Origin of the sequence: Herbidospora daliensis, from assembly GCF_001570585.1 — a bacterium.
GTDB lineage: Bacteria > Actinomycetota > Actinomycetes > Streptosporangiales > Streptosporangiaceae > Herbidospora > Herbidospora daliensis.
The window spans coordinates 1,214,831-1,230,721 of sequence record NZ_BBXF01000001.1 but is presented as its reverse complement, the minus strand read 5'-3'; the positions used below and the strand labels follow the sequence as shown (position 1 = coordinate 1,230,721).

Annotated in this window: 16 protein-coding genes and 1 tRNA gene; 4 read left to right on the top strand and 13 right to left on the bottom strand. The window is 69.5% G+C overall.

Features of this window, described 5'->3' with window-relative positions:
• Nucleotides 1-356 precede the first annotated feature (356 nt).
• On the top strand, nt 357-749 hold the full coding sequence (locus AW274_RS40025; protein WP_157519767.1) for a hypothetical protein: 393 nt from the start codon (nt 357-359) through the stop codon (nt 747-749).
• Entirely contained in the window at nt 746-1,054 is a 309-nt protein-coding gene (locus tag AW274_RS04895) for a hypothetical protein (protein ID WP_062429725.1), read from the top strand. The genes AW274_RS40025 and AW274_RS04895 overlap by 4 nt, the downstream gene beginning before the upstream one ends.
• 568 nt (nt 1,055-1,622) lie before the next feature.
• Here AW274_RS04895 and AW274_RS04890 read toward each other — a convergent pair.
• From AW274_RS04890 to AW274_RS04860, 7 genes are all read right to left on the bottom strand, one after another.
• Nucleotides 1,623-1,694 (bottom strand) — tRNA-Val (locus AW274_RS04890).
• A 16-nt stretch (nt 1,695-1,710) separates the two neighbouring features.
• Nucleotides 1,711-2,646: a quinone oxidoreductase family protein gene (locus tag AW274_RS04885; RefSeq protein WP_083973834.1), complete on the bottom strand. Its 936-nt coding sequence runs from the start codon at nt 2,644-2,646 to the stop codon at nt 1,711-1,713.
• A gap of 8 nt (nt 2,647-2,654) precedes the next feature.
• Nucleotides 2,655-3,017 (bottom strand): hypothetical protein, encoded by a 363-nt coding sequence (locus AW274_RS04880; protein WP_062429721.1) that lies wholly within the window; start codon nt 3,015-3,017, stop codon nt 2,655-2,657.
• Entirely contained in the window at nt 3,014-3,877 is an 864-nt protein-coding gene (locus AW274_RS04875) for a DODA-type extradiol aromatic ring-opening family dioxygenase (RefSeq protein ID WP_062429719.1), read from the bottom strand. The genes AW274_RS04880 and AW274_RS04875 overlap by 4 nt, the downstream gene beginning before the upstream one ends.
• Nucleotides 3,878-3,889: 12 nt before the next feature.
• Nucleotides 3,890-4,648: a citryl-CoA lyase gene (locus AW274_RS04870; protein ID WP_083973833.1), complete on the bottom strand. Its 759-nt coding sequence runs from the start codon at nt 4,646-4,648 to the stop codon at nt 3,890-3,892.
• Nucleotides 4,645-5,751, bottom strand: coding sequence for a CaiB/BaiF CoA transferase family protein (locus tag AW274_RS04865; protein WP_062429708.1), 1,107 nt, complete (start codon nt 5,749-5,751; stop codon nt 4,645-4,647). Before AW274_RS04865 ends, AW274_RS04870 begins: the two co-directional genes overlap by 4 nt.
• A 69-nt stretch (nt 5,752-5,820) precedes the next feature.
• On the bottom strand, nt 5,821-6,630 hold the full coding sequence (locus AW274_RS04860) for an IclR family transcriptional regulator domain-containing protein (protein WP_062429706.1): 810 nt from the start codon (nt 6,628-6,630) through the stop codon (nt 5,821-5,823).
• Nucleotides 6,631-6,748: 118 nt separating this feature from the next.
• Between AW274_RS04860 and AW274_RS04855 the strand changes: the two genes are divergently transcribed.
• Nucleotides 6,749-8,140, top strand: a complete 1,392-nt coding sequence (locus tag AW274_RS04855) for an amidohydrolase family protein (RefSeq protein ID WP_062429704.1) — start codon at nt 6,749-6,751, stop codon at nt 8,138-8,140.
• A 53-nt stretch (nt 8,141-8,193) separates the two neighbouring features.
• Here the strand turns inward: AW274_RS04855 and AW274_RS04850 are convergent, their stop codons facing one another.
• From AW274_RS04850 to AW274_RS04830, 5 genes are all read right to left on the bottom strand, one after another.
• Nucleotides 8,194-9,108, bottom strand: coding sequence for an ROK family protein (locus tag AW274_RS04850; protein WP_062429702.1), 915 nt, complete (start codon nt 9,106-9,108; stop codon nt 8,194-8,196).
• Between the two features lie 14 nt (nt 9,109-9,122).
• Nucleotides 9,123-9,431, bottom strand: coding sequence for a hypothetical protein (locus AW274_RS04845; protein WP_062429700.1), 309 nt, complete (start codon nt 9,429-9,431; stop codon nt 9,123-9,125).
• 11 nt (nt 9,432-9,442) lie between these two features.
• Nucleotides 9,443-9,883: a peroxiredoxin gene (locus AW274_RS04840; RefSeq protein WP_062429698.1), complete on the bottom strand. Its 441-nt coding sequence runs from the start codon at nt 9,881-9,883 to the stop codon at nt 9,443-9,445.
• A gap of 67 nt (nt 9,884-9,950) precedes the next feature.
• Nucleotides 9,951-10,376, bottom strand: coding sequence for a DUF3052 domain-containing protein (locus AW274_RS04835; RefSeq protein WP_062334571.1), 426 nt, complete (start codon nt 10,374-10,376; stop codon nt 9,951-9,953).
• A gap of 122 nt (nt 10,377-10,498) precedes the next feature.
• The gene (locus AW274_RS04830; RefSeq protein WP_062429696.1) at nt 10,499-10,909 is read right to left on the bottom strand and encodes a secondary thiamine-phosphate synthase enzyme YjbQ; all 411 of its coding nucleotides are present in this window, start codon (nt 10,907-10,909) and stop codon (nt 10,499-10,501) included.
• A gap of 268 nt (nt 10,910-11,177) precedes the next feature.
• On the opposite strand from AW274_RS04830, the gene aceE reads away from it, so the two are divergent.
• Entirely contained in the window at nt 11,178-13,925 is a 2,748-nt protein-coding gene (aceE, locus tag AW274_RS04825; RefSeq protein ID WP_062429694.1) for a pyruvate dehydrogenase (acetyl-transferring), homodimeric type, read from the top strand.
• 52 nt (nt 13,926-13,977) lie between these two features.
• On the opposite strand, the gene AW274_RS04820 is transcribed toward aceE, so the two are convergent.
• Nucleotides 13,978-15,822, bottom strand: a complete 1,845-nt coding sequence (locus AW274_RS04820; RefSeq protein ID WP_062429692.1) for a C1 family peptidase — start codon at nt 15,820-15,822, stop codon at nt 13,978-13,980.
• Nucleotides 15,823-15,891: the final 69 nt, after the last annotated feature.

Here is a 15,891-nt window from a genome sequence, read left to right as displayed (position 1 = left end):
GTGACCCCTCGCTTGTGTAGTGGGCTGGCACTTCGGAACTGGGCAGAGAGCGGAAGACTCAAAGGCGAGAGGTCATAAAACGATCTCGCGTGACGCGCGATCACGAACGTGCTCTGACTTCGCTTGACGGTTCTGTCAGATTCATGGCCGCTCTCGCGTCCAGTGGTTCGACCTGCAAGGCGTGCCGCCTCTTCGCGTGCGGTCCTATGCCCGCGCTGGCCGCCGGAAGACGGGCAAATGTCCGCCGATGGAGGCTACCTGTTGGCGATAGGCGATAGGTCAGACGAGACCTATCGCCAATTACGGTGCCCGGGTGCGCGAGAAGGTCAATTCCCGCCTGGGTGCTCGCAGGTGTGGTGTACGAAGAAGTAGGTGGAGATCCTCGGATTTACGACGACGCCGGATATATTGCGAATGGGGGCTACGACACGTCTTTCGGTGACGTGTCCATGAACCTCGGAACCGCTGCCTGGGTGCTCGGATATGACAAGAGCAAGGGGCGCGACGAGGATAAGGATACGTTATCGAACCTCTTGGGGGGCCAGCTTCTGGCATCGCTGGAGGATCCCGTCCAGGGAGCTTTCATGGCTGCGGCATATCTGCGTAAGCTGACGCCAAATACCGGCAACTGGTCGAATTCAACCGCACTCAATGCGGCATCAGGTTATGATAATGGAGGGAATGGCCCGAGCAGCTATGGGCGCCGGGTGATGAAAAACCGAAGCATGCTGGAAGGTCTCCTAAAATGAGTGGCGAGTATGCTGAAACAACGGACGCGCAGGCGAAAGGGCTCCTGGTGCGGCTGATCTACTGGTCCCTTGTGGTCAGCGGAAGTCTGTCGATAGGGCTGGGCTGGCTCCTCGGGGTCGAACGCTACCCGTCGACCGACTCTCCGGAGATTGATCCGGACGCGGTGGCTTTTGTGCGACTACTGGTTGGTTTCGGCATGACCCTCATGCTCTGTGCGGTGATATGCAGGTGGAAATCCAAGAAGTCGTGGATGATCCCAGGGCTGTTCCTGGCGCTGGGACTATGGCGACTGATCGGGGTTTAATTTCAACCGGGTTTGGTGTGATCTCCCAGTACTTTCACGCCACCCTTCCTCGGCTCGACGGCTGGAGATCAGGTAGTACACCATCACCACCAAGCGCAGCGCCGACAGCAACAGCACGGGCATGTCTCTTTCTTGCTGCAGATGCCGCTCGTGGGTATTGGTGTTCCGCGGCCCGATACGGCGGGCCTGAAGTCGCCGATTATGGCCCCCGCTGCCTCATTGCGGCCCCAGTTGGCCTTGCTATAAGTAGGGGTCGTTCACCGCGCCGGCACAATTCGACGATCTCGGCTTTGAACTCCGGGGTGAACGACCGGCGTGGACGCCGCTCTTTGCCCATGGTCTCCATCATGGGCACCCTTCCAGGGACGAACCCCTGATCTCAGGTGTCCATCAAACCGGATCAAGCCCAGTCTTCGGCCTCCAGCGCGGGCGTTCAGTCAAGGCGCTGTCAGGCCTTATGGAACCCGAACCAGCTCAGGAAAGGGTCAAAGGCGAGGGCCCACTGAGCTATGTGGGGTGGTGACAAACGAAAGCCTCCCACCTGTTTCTGCAGGTGAGAGGCTAGACGTGGGCGGTACTGGGTTCGAACCAGTGACCCCTCGCTTGTAAGGCGAGTGCTCTACCGCTGAGCTAACCGCCCCCGGACCGCTTACACCTTACGGCACTCCCACGGCCGAAGGCACCTCGGTAACCCGCACCACCGCGCGCCCTCCCCGCGTATCCGCCCAAGCCGCCCCGACCTCGTCAAGCCCCACCACATGGTGATCAACCGCCAGCTCTCCCCGAGCCGCATGCTCGAAGATCTCCGCCAGCGCCGCCGCCCGCTGCTCCCCGCTGACCATGTTGTTCGAGTACCCGAGAACCGAGACGGCCCGGCTCCGCAACGCGGCCGACGAGAACACCGCCGCGTCGGACGCCGACCCGCCCAGGTTGACGAGTCGCCCAAAAGGCGCCAGCACCTGCAACGCCGCCTCGGCCGGCTCCCCGAACACGGGATCGATCACCACGTCGGCCGCCCCGATGGCCTCGCGAAGCCGCGCCGCGAGCGTCGACACCGGCTCCAGCGGAATGCACCCCTCCCGAGGCGCGCGCGACACCCCCACCAGGTCACCCGCCCCCAGCAGCCGCGCGGCCTGCAAAGCCACCTGGCCCACGGTCCCGCCGGCCCCGAGGACGACGACCTTCTCGCCGCGCGCCAGACGGGCCCGCCACGTCAGCGAAAGCCACGCCGCCACCGCCGACAGCCCCAACGAGGCCGCCGCGACGTCGTCGCAGCCGTCAGGCAGGCGTACAAGATCGGAAGAGGGCGCGACGCAGAACTCGGCCATGCTCCCGTTCCCGGGAGCCATCCCGGCCGACGTGGGGAACCACACCCGCTCCCCGGAAGGGGTGACTCCGACGCCCTGCACACCGGGCACATACGGCAGGGCCGGTTCGCCGAAATACGATTCGCCCGTCGCGCACAGCAGGTCGAGAGGGGTGATCGGTGCGCAGGTGACGGATACGAGAACGTCCCCGGCCCCCGCAAGAGGCCGGGGGACGTTCCCGATCACCGGTGGTCGGCCGCAGCATTCGACCAGGGCCGCGCGCATCGGTGAGCTCATGTGGCGATGTCGGGGTAGGGGAGGCTGAAGTGCGACAACCTTGCGCCGTACTCCTTCTGGAAGGCCAGCGGTTCGTCGTAGTCGCGCTCGAACATGGCGATGAACAGGGTCAGCGTCAGAAACGGGTGAGCGCCCAGTTCGAACAGTTTGACGTAGTCGTGGCCGGTCAGCGCTTCCCGTTCGACGTCGTCGAAGGCCAGCCAGGTGCTCGCCTCGCCGCCGTGGCAGTTGAGGATCTCGTTGGCGATGGTCGACTCCCACCACGCCACCGTCTCGTGGGGGGCGGCGCGGTAGCGTTCGACCAGGTCGGGGTCGCGGTCGACGGTGAACAGGAACTTGTTCAGCAGGTACTTGCTCATGCCGGGACCCCGTTCGGATACCAGGTGAAGTAGGCCTCCATCGTGTGGAACAGGTCGAGGGTGTCGGCGTAGTCGGCCTTGGCGCCCTCTCCGGCCACGCCCATCATGAGCATGAAGTCCATGAAGCCGTGGGTGGCGTTGCCGGGCGTCCACAACGAGTCGAGGGTGACCTCGGCGAGGGCGCGTTCGATGTCGCCGGAGGCGATCCACTCGACCGCCTTGCGGTCGAACTCGGGGTCGGGGCCGTGCGGGCCGAACTGCCGCGGGCCGCCCAGTTCGAGTGACAGGTGGCCGGTGCCGATCACGGCGACGCGCAGGTCGGAGGGCCAGGTGTCGATCAGGCGCCTGATCGCGTGGCCCAGCTCGACGAATCGCCCCGGCCGGGGAAGCGGCGGGGCGAAGATGTTGGTGTAGATCGGCACGATCGGCAGGTCGGCCTCGGGGCGCAGCGTGATGATCGGGCACGTGATGCTGTGGTCGATCCGCAGCTCGTTGGAGAAGGCCAGGTCGAAGCCCTCGTCGAGGCCGCCGCGCAGGATGTGGGACGACAGCTCCTCGTGGCCGCGCAGCAGCATGCGGGGCAGGCCGAACTCGCGTTCCTCGTTGTACCAGTTGGCGTCGTAGAAGGGCGCCTTGCCCACCAGGAACTGCGGCATGTTGTCGAGCCACAGCTGGTGGAAGTGGTCGGAGCCGACCATGACCAGCACGTCGGCGCGGGCCCGGGTGAGGGTCTCGCGGAAGGCCGTGATCTTGGCGACCCACTCGTCGGCGAACGGCGGGCGTTCCTCCGGGGGCGCGGTGCTGGCCTTGTAGTAGAACGGGTGGTGCGTGGACGCGATCACCGCGGCCAGTGTTGCCATGGGGCACCTTCTCTACGGTTCGTACGTCGCGTTCCGGTCGACGGTCAGGTAGACATCCATGCCGATGGGGCGGCGGCGTTCCTCGGCGAGGTGGCCGAGCAGGCCGGCGGCGCGGGCCAGCAGGGCGAAGCCGCGCAGCAGGTCGACCGGGAGCCCCAGGTCGGCCAGGGCCGCGCCGCAGACCCCGGCGCCGTTGAGCGGCAACCTGCGGCCCAGCACCTCGGGGTGGACCCGTCCGATCGCCTCGAACAGCGCCATATGAGGGCCGAAGACGCCCTCCTCCCGGGCGATGGCGAACAGCACCGGGGTGCGGGGGTCCTCGACCTTGTGGACGGGGTGTCCCAGGCCGGGGATCAGCCGCTTCTCGGCCCGCGCCTCCCGCACGGCCTCCAGGGCCACGGAGTCGTAGCAGTCGTCGCCGTTCGCGAACTCCACCAGGTCGTGCAGGAACCGGCCGGCGTCCTCGGTGACGCCCAGGAACCGGGATCCGCCGCCGAGCAGGCCGGCCGCCAGCGCCCCCTGGACGCTCTCGGGCGCGCTCAGCAGCGTCAGCCGGGCGGCGATGGCCGTCGGGGTGAAGCCGTGGTCGGCCAGGGCGACCAGCACCGCCTCGAACACCCGGGTCTCGCCCGGAGTCGGGCGGCGGCCCGCGACCAGCCAGAACGCCAGCTCGCCGAAGCCGACCTTGCCCATCAGGTCGTGGGCCAGGTCCTGTCCGAGCAGGCTGATGGAGTCGGCGTCGGACGTGCCGATGCCGGTGGGAAAGTTCATCGCAGCCACTTCCTGATCTCGTCCCCGTGTTCGTCCAAGGAGGGCGGCGGCAGCCGGTAGCCCGCGGGCGTGCCGGAGAAGCGGATGGGGTGGCGGACCGACGGCACGCCGCCCGGCTCCACCACCGGCGCGAGGCCCAGGTCCTCCGCCAGCGCGACCCCCTCGGCCACCGTGTTGATCGGTCCGCAGGCCACCCCCGCCGCGCTGAGCGCGGCGAACAGGTCGGCTCGCGTGCGCTTCTTCAGCTCCGCGACCAGCAGCGGCTTCAGCTCGGCCCGGTTCGCGGTGCGATCCCGTGTACGCGCGAAGCGCGCGTCGTCGGCCAGCGTGGGCACCCCGAGCACCTCGCACAGTTTCCGGAACTGCCCGTCGTTGCCCGCCGCGACGACCAGCTCGCCGTCGGCGCACTCCAGCGGCTCATAAGGGAACAGCGACGGGTGGGCGTTGCCCATCCGGTGGGGGGTGACCTCCCCGGCGACCACGGCGCTCGAATGGTTGACCAGCGCCGACAGGGCCGACGACATCAGGTTGACCTCGACGCGCTGGCCGCCGCCGGCGTAGAGCGCGGCGAGGATGCCCGACACCGCGTGCAGGCCGGTGATCACGTCGAAGACCGACATGCCCGCCCGGTAGGGCGGACCGTCGGCCGAACCCGTGAGGCTCATCAGCCCGGAAACCGCCTGCACGATGAGGTCATACCCGGGCAGATGGGCGCCGCCCTCCGCACCGAAGCCGGTGATGGAGGCGTACACCACCTTGGGGTTGCGCTCCCGGACCGCCGGATAGTCGAGCCCGTAGGCGGCCAGGCCGCCGGGCTTGAAGTTCTCGATGAAGACGTCGGCGCGGCCGGACAGCTCGTGGGCGAGGGCCTGGTCGGCGGGGTCCTTCAGGTCGAGGGCGACCGAACGTTTCCCCCGGTTGACGCCCAGGTAGTACGTCGAGACGCCGTCGCGCTCCGGGGGCAGCCAGTTGCGGGTGTCGTCGCCGCCGGGCGACTCGACCTTGATGACCTCGGCGCCCATGTCGGCCAGCAGCATCGTGGCGTAGGGCCCGGCGAGAACCCGGGAGAAGTCGGCCACGAGGATGCCGTCGAGTGCGCCCATGAGTTCCCTTCGTCCGTCACGCGGACAATCGTCCGCGATTCCGAGTCTGGTCGGGCGGCGAAGGTGATGTCAAGCGGGCACCTGGGTGGTCGACTGGGGGATCGACTCGTGGAGGGCGACGTCGGCGCCGATCGCGCCGGCCGTGCGGAGCAGGGCGGGCAGGAACTCCTCGGTCAGCCGCTCCATGGAGGTCTCGGCCGAGTGGGCGTTCACGTTGATGGCCGCGATCACCTTCCCGTGGCCGTCGCGCAGCGGCGCGGCCACCGAGCGGATGCCCGGCGCGAGCTGCTCGTCGGTCACCGCCCAGCCGCTGGCCCGCACCGCCCGCAGCGCCGCGTGGCGCTCCTCGGCCGACGGCCGCCAGCGCGGCGTGATGCCCGACTGGCTCGGCGTCTGGAGCACGGCGTCGGCCTCGGCGGCGGGCAGGGCGGCCAGCAGGACCTTGCCCAGCGAGGTCTGCAGCGCCGGGAACCGGGTCCCTATGCTGACCGACAGGGTGACGATCTTGGGCACGGCCACGCGGGCGACGTACACGATGTCGGAGCCGTCGAGCTGCGCGATCGAGCACGACTCGCGCGTCAGCGCCGACAGCTGCTCCAGGTGCGGCCGGGCGATCTCCCACAGGCCCATCGAGTGGACGTAGGCCACCCCCAGCTCCAGCACCCGGGGCGTGAGCGCGAACCCGCCCTCGGCGGCCCGGACGTAGCCGAGCTCCTCCAGGGTCAGCAGGATGCGGCGGGCGGTCGGCCGGGCCAGCCCGGCCGCCGTGGCGACCTCGGTGAGGGTCATCACCCGCTGGCGCGGGCCGAACGCCTTGATCACGTCGAGCCCCCTGGCGAGCGCCTCGATGAAGTCGGGTCCGGTGTCCTTGCGTGGCATGGGTCGACTTTAGACGGCCCTGCGTGTCTTGACATCGGCGGAGGGGGCTCGCATTGTTGCATTCACGTTTCTGCGACCGCCAGGCGGACGTTGGTCCGCGACTCTGGGAGGCAGCTCTATGCCCATCGTCCTCCGCAACGGACTCGTGCTGACCATGGACGACCGGCGAACCGTGCTGGCGCGCGGCGACGTGCTGGCCGACGGGGAGGTCATCGTCGCCGTGGGGCCCGATCTGGAGGTGCCCGAGGGCACCGAGGAGATCGACGCGTCCGGCGGCATCGTGATGCCCGGCATGATCGACACCCACCGTCACCTGTGGCAGACCGCGATGCGCGGCTACGGCGCCGACTGGACCCTCACCCAGTACTTCGTCTGGTACTACCTCGAATGGGGCAAGAAGTTCCGCCCCCAGGACGTCTACGCGGGCAACCTGCTCGGCGGCGTCGAGGCACTCGACGCCGGGGTGACCACGACCGTCGACTGGTCGCACGGTTTGCAGACCGTCGACCACGCCGAGGCGGCCGTCGACGCGCTGGAGGCGGTGCCGGGGCGGTTCGTGCTCGCGTACGGCAACATCCAGCAGGCCCCCTGGGACTGGGCGCCCTCCGCCGACCTGCGCGACTTCATCGGCCGGCGGTCCTGGGGCGACATGCTGGGGCTCCAGCTTGCCTTCGACGTCACCGGCGACCCCGCCTTCCCCGAGAAGGCCGCCTTCGAGGCCGCCCGCGACCTCGGGCTCCCCGTGACCACCCACGCGGGCGTGTGGGGCGCGACCAACGACGAGGGCATCCGGCTCATGTACGAGAACGGCTTCATGACGCCCGAGACCACCTACGTGCACGCCGCCACGCTCAGCCCCGACTCCTACCACCGCATCGCCGCCACCGGCGGCTCGGTGTCGGTCTCGACCGAGAGCGAGCAGAGCGCCGGGCAGGGCTACCCGCCCACGTGGCAGCTCCGGCACCACGGCATCCCGGTCTCGTTGTCGATGGACACCAGCGTGTGGTGGAGCGGCGACCTGTTCTCCGCCATGCGGGCCACCCTCGGCGCCGACCGGTCCCGCGAGCACCTGGAGGCCCACGTCAAGTCGGAGACCGTGACCCACTGCCACCTGCGGGCCGAGCAGGTCGTCGAGTGGGCCACCCGGGGCGGCGCGGCGGCCCTGGGCCTGTCGGACAAGATCGGCAGCCTGGAGCCCGGCAAGAAGGCCGACATCGTCCTGATCAAGAACGACGCCTCGCCGGTCATGTTCCCGATCCTCAACCCCTACGGCCACATCGCCTTCCAGGCCCAGCGCGGCGACGTCCACACGGTCCTGGTCAACGGCCAGGTGGTCAAGCGCGACGGCAGGGTCGGCGGCGTCGAGGCCGCCCGCGCCGCGGTCGCCAAGACGGTCGACCACCTCATGAGCGAACTGGGCGACGCCTGGCTCTCCGGAATGAACCCCGACATCCCGGAGACCAAGATCCTCGACAACCCCTACATGTACACCGACTACCGGTCGAGTTGAGCCGCCGGACCGAGACACCCCTGCTCGACAACCCCGCTGTGCATATGCACGGACTACAGGTCGAGCTGAGGGGCCCAGTTACGGACCCCCGCCGCGCGCCAGCCCAGGATGCCCGCACCCAGCATCCCCGCGCGCACGCCGAGCGCCGTCTGGCGCAGCGGCGGGGGTTTGCGGAAGCTCAGACGCTCGGTCATGCGGTCGCGCAGCGGCATCAGCAGGGCCTCGCCGGCCTCGCCGAGGCCGCCGCCTATGACGATCATCGCCGGGTCCATGAGCAGCGTGTACGACGCCAGCGAGATCGCCAGGGCCTCGACGGCCTCGGCCAGCACGGCGTAGGCATGAGGATCGGTCGCCGCGTTCGCCATGACGTCGACCGCGGTGGCCGGCTTCCCGGTGCGCTCGGTGTAGCGGCGGCCCAGGGAGGCCGCCGAGGCGTAGGTCTCCAGGCAGCCGGTCTGGCCGCAGGCGCAGCGCTCGCCGTCGGGCCACACGGGCGTGTGGCCGATCTCGCCGCCCCAGCCGTTGACGCCCCCGTAGGGCTCGCCCTTGATGATCAGGGCGCCGGCGATCCCCGTACCGATGGGCAGGAACAGGAAGTCGGTCACGTCGCGCCCGGCCCCGAAGACGCTCTCGGCCAGACCCGCCGTCTGCACGTCGTGGCCCAGGCTCACCGGCAGGCCCTCGGGCACGAACGCGCTCGCGGGAACGTCGCGCCAGCCGATGTTGGCGGAGAACAGGGCGGTGTCGCCGTCGACGATCCCGGGCACCGCCAGGCCCACGCCGCTCGGCGGCCCGTCGCCGGACGCGGCGAGTTCGGCCACGTAGGCCCGGATGTTGGCGACCACGGCCTCGGGACCGTCCTCACGCCCGGTCGGGCGACCCGGAAAACCGGTCACCTCGCCCGATTCGCCGACGAGGCCGCCCTTCATCGATGTCCCGCCCACATCCAGGGCGACCACGTAACTCATCCGGACATCTAATCTCACGACCGCCCGAGTACGCGAGACAGGGCCGCCTCCACCTCCGCCGCCAGGTCGGCCGGCACGGGAGGCCGTTCGGGGCCGCTCTCGCCGGCGCTGCGGACGTGGCCGCAGGCGCGGCACTCGACCTCGCCCAGGCGGCAGACGAGGGTGGTCGAGCCGCACGAGGAGCAGGCGTCGAGTTCGAGATCGTGGGCTCGCTGGCACTCCGGGCAGATCAGGACCTGGGCGTCAGAGCGGACCCCGCGCCTCCACGGGCTCGCGCCACGAACCGGGTCGGTCTGCCGGGCCCCGCATCGGTAGCAGGGCATGTCGGCCTCCCCTACAGCTCGCTGAGGACTTTCCGGTATTCGGCGACGTCGCGCGGCTGCCCCATCGCGGTCGCGACCGTCCAGCGCACCACGCCCTCGGCGTCGATGACGAAGGTCCCCCGGGAGGCGACCCCCTTCACCTCATCGAAAACACCATAAAGACGCGCGACCTGACCGTGGGGCCAGAAATCCGAGAGCAGGGTGACGTCCCAGCCCTCGCGGTCGGCCCAGGCCCGCTGCGCGAACATCGAGTCGACGGAGACGGCCAGCACGACCGCGTCGTCGAACCCGTGAAGATCCTGGAGTTCGCCCTGGCAGACGCCGGTGAAGGCGAACGGGAAGAAGACCAGCAGCACCTTCCGGCCGCGCAGGCCCGACAGCCGGACCGGCGTGCCGTGCTGGTCGGTCAGCTCGAAGTCGGGCGCGGGAGACCCGGCGGCCGGCATGTCCATGATCACTCCGCCCGTAGTGAGCCTGCCGTACGGCGGCGGCCGTACGGCAGGACGGGGCCCTGGTCGGCTAGCGGCGGCCCTTGAAGACGAGTCTCGTGCCCGACCAGTCTCTGGCCGCGCTGATGCTGCTGGTCTGCGCGAGGCCGGCGGTCGTGGCATCCTCACCGATGTCGCTCGGCTCGACGTGGCCGTCACGGCCCGCCTTGGGGGTCAGCAGCCAGATCTGGCCGCCGTCCGCCAGCGCCGTGGTCACACCGCTCAGGATGTCGAACAGATCGTCATCCCCGTCGCGGTACCACAGGAGCACCACGTCGACGACCTCTTCATAGTCCTCGTCGACCATCTCGTTGCCGGTCAGCTCCTCGATGGACTGACGAAGCGCCTCGTCGCTGTCCTCGTCCCAGCCGACCTCCTGCACCACCTGACCCGGCTTGAGGCCGAGTCGTTCGGCCAGGCCGCGCTCGCCCTGCGCCTGACCCGCGGTCGCGCTCACTCTCATCCCTCCTGCTCGGATCGACCCCGCTGGAAAACCGCTGCGGGTATCGTTCGGCACAGTCCACACGCTGTGACCCATCGTCGTCAACGGTCGCCACGGTCAGTGACCCGCACCGTTATCTACGATTCGGACAAATAGGACAAACGAACACGACGTTCCATGTTGTCCACGTTGAGATCCACGACGGCGATCGACTGCCAGGTGCCCAGAGCCAGCCGCCCCCCGATGACGGGCACCGTCGCATAGGGCGGAATCAGGGCCGGCATCACGTGAGACCGCCCGTGGCCCCGGGAGCCGTGGGCGTGCCGCCAGCGGTCGTCGGCCGGGAGCAGGTCGCCCAGGGCCGCCAGCAGGTCGTCGTCGCTGCCGGCGCCCAGTTCGATCAGCGCCACGCCCGCCGTCGCGTGAGGGACGAAGACGTTGAGAAGACCGTCGCCTCCGGCGTCTCCGACGAACCTCGCGCATTCCGCGGTGATGTCGTGCACCCGTTCCCGGGAGCCCGTCCGCACCTCGATGACCTGAGATCTCACATCGGGATACTAAGGTGCGGCCTGCCCGCAAATCGGGGCCGTGCGACCAGGTGAGGGACAACCTAGGTCAAAACGTTACGCTGACGAAGTGAGCACACCCGGTGGTGGCGGGATGTGCAAGCTTGGGCGAAAATCGTCCTACCATCGGTGGTCTAGGCCAAAGACCACCCGGTTACCCCGCGGTAGAGATGCATCTTCCGCAGGGAGCAGCCAGGATGGAACCCGAACCCTAGACCGACAAAAGTCCATTCTCGGAAGGCGAGACCCAGTGGCTTCCGGACGCCAGCGTTTCTCGATCATCAGTGACGGCCTACCCAGCCAGTTCCCTGATGTCGATCCAAGCGAGACCCAGGAGTGGCTTGAGTCGCTCGACAACGTCGTCAGGACGGAGGGGCGAACCCGAGCGCGCTATCTGATGCTCCGCCTGCTCGAACGGGCGCGTGAGCATCAGGTCGGCGTCCCGGGTCTGCGCAGCACCGACTACATCAACACGATCGCCCCCGAGCGCGAGCCGTGGTTCCCCGGCGACGAATACGTCGAGCGGCGGATCCGCGCCTACAGCAGGTGGAACGCCGCGATCATGGTGACCAGGGCCAACGCCCGCACCAACGTGGGCGGCCACATCGCCACCTACGCCTCCGCCGCGTCCCTCTACGAAGTGGGCTTCAACCACTTCTTCCGCGGCAAGGACCACGGCGAGTCGGGCGACCAGGTGTTCTTCCAGGGCCACGCGGCCCCGGGGATCTACGCGCGCGCCTTCCTCGAGGGCCGCCTCACCGAGACCCAGCTCGACGCCTTCCGGCAGGAGCTGTCCCACGGGTTCAAGGGGCTGCCGTCCTACCCCCACCCGCGCCTCATGCCCGACTTCTGGGAGTTCCCCACGGTCTCCATGGGGCTGGGCCCGATCGGCGCGATCTACCAGGCGCGGTTCAACCGCTACCTGCACGACCGCAAGATCAAGGACACCTCGCGCAGCCACGTGTGGGCCTTCCTCGGCGACGGCGAGATGGACGAGCCCGAGTCGCTCGGCGCCATCGGTCTCGCGGCCCGCGAGGAGCTCGACAACCTGACCTTCGTCATCAACTGCAACCTGCAGCGGCTCGACGGCCCGGTCCGGGGCAACGGCAAGATCATCCAGGAGCTCGAGTCGTACTTCCGGGGCGCCGGGTGGAACGTCATCAAGGTCGTCTGGGGCCGTGACTGGGATCCGCTGCTGGCGGCCGACGTCGACGGCGTGCTGGTCAACCAGATGAACACCACGCCCGACGGCCAGTTCCAGACCTACTCGGTCGAGAACGGCGGCTACATCCGCGACCACTTCTTCGGCGGCGACCCTCGCCTGCGCAAGATGGTCGAGCACCTGTCCGACGACGAGATCCGCAAGCTCTCGCGCGGCGGTCACGACTACCGCAAGGTCTACGCGGCCTTCAAGTCGGCCCGCGACCACGTCGGCCAGCCGACGGTCATCCTGGCGCAGACCATCAAGGGCTGGACGCTGGGCAAGGACTTCGAGGCCCGCAACGCCACCCACCAGATGAAGAAGCTGAGCAAGGCGGAGCTCAAGGAGTTCCGCGACCGGCTCTACCTTCCGATCCCCGACAAGGACCTCGAGGGCGACCTGCCGCCCTACTACCACCCGGGTCCCGACAGCGACGAGATCGCCTACATGAAGGAGCGCCGCCACGCGCTGGGCGGCTTCCTGCCCAAGCGGGTCGTGCGCGCCAAGACCCTCAAGCTGCCGGGCGACGACGCCTACAAGCAGATGTCGAAGGGGTCGGGCAAGCAGAACGTCGCCACCACCATGGCGTTCGTCCGCCTGCTGAAAGACCTCATGCGCGACAAGGAGATCGGCAAGCGCTTCGTGCCGATCATCCCCGACGAGGCCCGCACCTTCGGCATCGACGCGATGTTCCCGACCGCCAAGATCTACTCGCCCTACGGGCAGACCTACGAGGCGGTCGACCGGGACCTGCTGCTGTCCTACAAGGAGTCGACCGAGGGTCAGATCCTGCACGAGGGCATCACCGAGTCGGGCTCGATGGCCTCCACGATCGCGGTCGGCTCGGCGTACGCCACGCACGGCGAGCACATGATCCCGATCTACATCTTCTACTCGATGTTCGGGTGGCAGCGCACGGCCGACCAGATGTGGCAGCTGGCCGACCAGATGGGCCGCGGCTTCCTGCTCGGCGCCACCGCCGGCCGGACCACCCTGAACGGCGAGGGCCTGCAGCACGAAGACGGCCACACGCCGCTCATCGCCTCGACCAACCCCGCCGCGGTGTCCTACGACCCGTCGTGGGCCTACGAGGTGGCCCACATCGTGCGCGACGGCCTGCGGAGGATGTACGGCGAGAACGCCGAAGACGTCTTCTACTACCTGACCGTCTACAACGAGCCCTACCAGCAGCCCGCCGAGCCGGCCGGCCTCGACGTCGAGGGCCTGCTCAAGGGTCTCTACCTGTTCGCCCCCGCCCAGGGTGACGGCCCCAAGGCCAACATCCTGGTGTCGGGCGTCGCCGGGCCGTGGGCCCTGGAGGCGCAGCGCATGCTGGCCGACGAGTGGGGCGTGGCCGCCTCGGTGTGGTCGGCCACCTCGTGGTCGGAGCTGCGCCGCGACGCCCTGGCGTGCGACGAGCACAACCTGCTCAACCCTGAGGCCGAGCAGAAGGTCCCCTACGTCACGACCAAGCTGTCGAATGTACCCGGGCCCTTCGTGGGCGTCAGCGACTACATGCGGGCCGTACAGGACCAGATCGCGCAGTGGGTGCCGGGCGACTGGACCTCGCTCGGGACCGACGGCTTCGGCCTGTCCGACACCCGTTCGGCGCTGCGGCGGCACTTCCACGTCGACGCGGCCTCGATCACCCTGGCGGTGCTCACCCAGCTCGCCAAGCGCGGCGAGGTGAAGCCGGAGACGCTGAAGGACGCGATCGCCCGCTACCACCTCAAGAACGGCGTCACCGAGATCGGCACCACCGCCGAGTCGAACGACACCGAGGCGATGGGCGTCTGAGCCCAGGCGTCTCGCTGAAAGGCCCCCGAGTCTCTCGGGGGCCTTTCCCGTCTCAGCGGTAGGGAGTGAGGGTCGCGTCGAGGGCCCGGCGGCCCAGGATGCGCAGCAGCGCCGAGGTCATGGTCGCCGTGTCGGTGTCGAAGTCGGAGTGGCCCCGGGCGGCGCAGTGGTCGGTGATCGGGGTCATCGTGCCGGCCAGCACGACCGGGACGTCGAGGCCCGCCAGATGCTTGGCCATGCCGAGGATCGGCACCTCGCCGCCCGCCTCGGCGGGCCGTTCGAAGGCGCGGGAGACCAGGTAGAGGATCGACTTGCGGTAGACGGCGCCGCACACGTCACCGAGCTCCAGGTCGTCGGTCAGGGCGAACGTGGTGAACCGGCCGAGCCGGGGGAGCAGCGGGCCGAGGGTACGCCGGAAGTCGGCCACGGTGATGGCGGGGGCCAGGAACGTCGTGGACGCGATCGGCACGCCCGCCTCCACCAGCCGTCCGGCCAGGGCGGCCAGGAAGATCGAGCCGGCGCTGTGGCCCACCAGGTGGACGCGGGTGCCCGGGTGCAGGTGGTTCGCGAGCGCCAGCGCGGTCAGGGTGGCGCCCGGGTGCCGCGAGCGGGTGGCGGTCCAGTCGACCTCGTCCGCCACCGGTTCCGAGGCCGCGCGGGCGTTCTGCTTCATCTGGTCCCAGGCCCACGCGAGGCTGCCGCGCGCCACCACCTCGACCGCGCGGTCGGCCTGCTCGGTCAGCCACTCCGCCGGGCCGCCTGCGGGCAGGAAGCGGCGGGTCAGGTCGGCCAGCTGGTCGACGAGGGTCTCGATCGCGCCCGTCTGCCAGGCGAAGGTGACCGGGTAGATCCGGTTGGCCAGCCACCAGCCGAGGTCCCGCCGGGCGATGTCCTGGCCCCGGCCGCCGCTGGTCAGGCCGCCGTGGGCGTAGAGGACCACGTGGCGTTCCTCGCCGCCCCACTTGTCGTGGGCGGCGTCCATCTGGGTGAGAGCGGCCTCGATCTGGCGGGGGGAGCTCTCGAAGGTCCCGATCCGGGCCAGGCGGCCGTCGTTGCCCAGGTTCACCACGTAGGGGGCCAGGTCCACGCCCGCGGCCGCGGCGGCGACCTCCGGGGCCGGGCGCGAGCGGGTGCTCAGCGGGGTGCCCCGCACGCCGGGGCGGACCGCGAAGGCGTCGTAGGCGGTGGCGAGCCACTCGTCGTACGGGAGGGTGGCGAAGCCGCCGCCGGCCCACGACGGGCCCCACGAGTTCTGCACCAGGAAACCCGTCTCGTCGTAGCCGACCAAGGCGAAGGCGTGGCCGCCCAGCGGCACGTGGCCGCCGAGACGGCGGATGACGTGGGCGCCGTTCTCCGGGCACGGCTCCCGCCAGCCCTCGTGCACGAGCGCCGACACGCACACCGCGCCCGCCTCGGCGATGGCCGACTGCACGTCGTCGAGGTTGCCGGGCGTCACCCGGTAGTAGGCGCCCATCGGGATGCGGGCCGCCTCCGCCGCGACCAGCGGGTCGTTGAGGTCGGGCTCGGGGTCGGTCCAGGCGTCCTCGGGCAGCACGCCGTGGTGGTACCAGCCCTTCAGGACGCCCCGGAGCGAGGAGCCGACGTCCTCCTCCCCGGCGAACTCGTCGTAGCGGCGGCCGAGGCGGTAGAGCATGTACGGGCTCACCGCCAGGCCGTCGCGCGCCGAGGCGATGACGGCCGCCAGGGCGTGGCCGGTGCACGAGGCCCCCTCCTGGGTGAGGACCCGCCGTCCGGCGCGGTTGTCGACCACGTCGGGCAGCGGCCGCAGGAGGGGGCGGTAGGGGAGGTCGCGGGCGTCGTACACGTCGGGGAGCACCGCCGCGACGAAGGGGCGGCCGGCGATCGTGACGGTCCCGGGCGGGACGGCTCTGGCCATGTCCGCAACGGTAGGAACGGGCCAAACCGTCCACCACCGGGTCTGCCCTGGGGTTTTCCCTCGGGTAAT

Coding starts and splice junctions, on each gene's coding strand:
- AW274_RS04845 (WP_062429700.1), bottom strand. CDS start 9,431: ATGCCCTGCTACCGATGCGGGGCCCGGCAGACCGACCCGGTTCGTGGC.
- AW274_RS04860 (WP_062429706.1), bottom strand. CDS start 6,630: ATGCCACGCAAGGACACCGGACCCGACTTCATCGAGGCGCTCGCCAGG.
- AW274_RS04895 (WP_062429725.1), top strand. CDS start 746: ATGAGTGGCGAGTATGCTGAAACAACGGACGCGCAGGCGAAAGGGCTC.
- AW274_RS04870 (WP_083973833.1), bottom strand. CDS start 4,648: ATGAACTTTCCCACCGGCATCGGCACGTCCGACGCCGACTCCATCAGC.
- AW274_RS04850 (WP_062429702.1), bottom strand. CDS start 9,108: ATGAGTTACGTGGTCGCCCTGGATGTGGGCGGGACATCGATGAAGGGC.
- AW274_RS04820 (WP_062429692.1), bottom strand. CDS start 15,822: ATGGCCAGAGCCGTCCCGCCCGGGACCGTCACGATCGCCGGCCGCCCC.
- AW274_RS04880 (WP_062429721.1), bottom strand. CDS start 3,017: ATGAGCAAGTACCTGCTGAACAAGTTCCTGTTCACCGTCGACCGCGAC.
- AW274_RS04865 (WP_062429708.1), bottom strand. CDS start 5,751: ATGGGCGCACTCGACGGCATCCTCGTGGCCGACTTCTCCCGGGTTCTC.
- AW274_RS04875 (WP_062429719.1), bottom strand. CDS start 3,877: ATGGCAACACTGGCCGCGGTGATCGCGTCCACGCACCACCCGTTCTAC.
- AW274_RS04840 (WP_062429698.1), bottom strand. CDS start 9,883: ATGGACATGCCGGCCGCCGGGTCTCCCGCGCCCGACTTCGAGCTGACC.
- AW274_RS04885 (WP_083973834.1), bottom strand. CDS start 2,646: ATGCGCGCGGCCCTGGTCGAATGCTGCGGCCGACCACCGGTGATCGGG.
- AW274_RS04855 (WP_062429704.1), top strand. CDS start 6,749: ATGCCCATCGTCCTCCGCAACGGACTCGTGCTGACCATGGACGACCGG.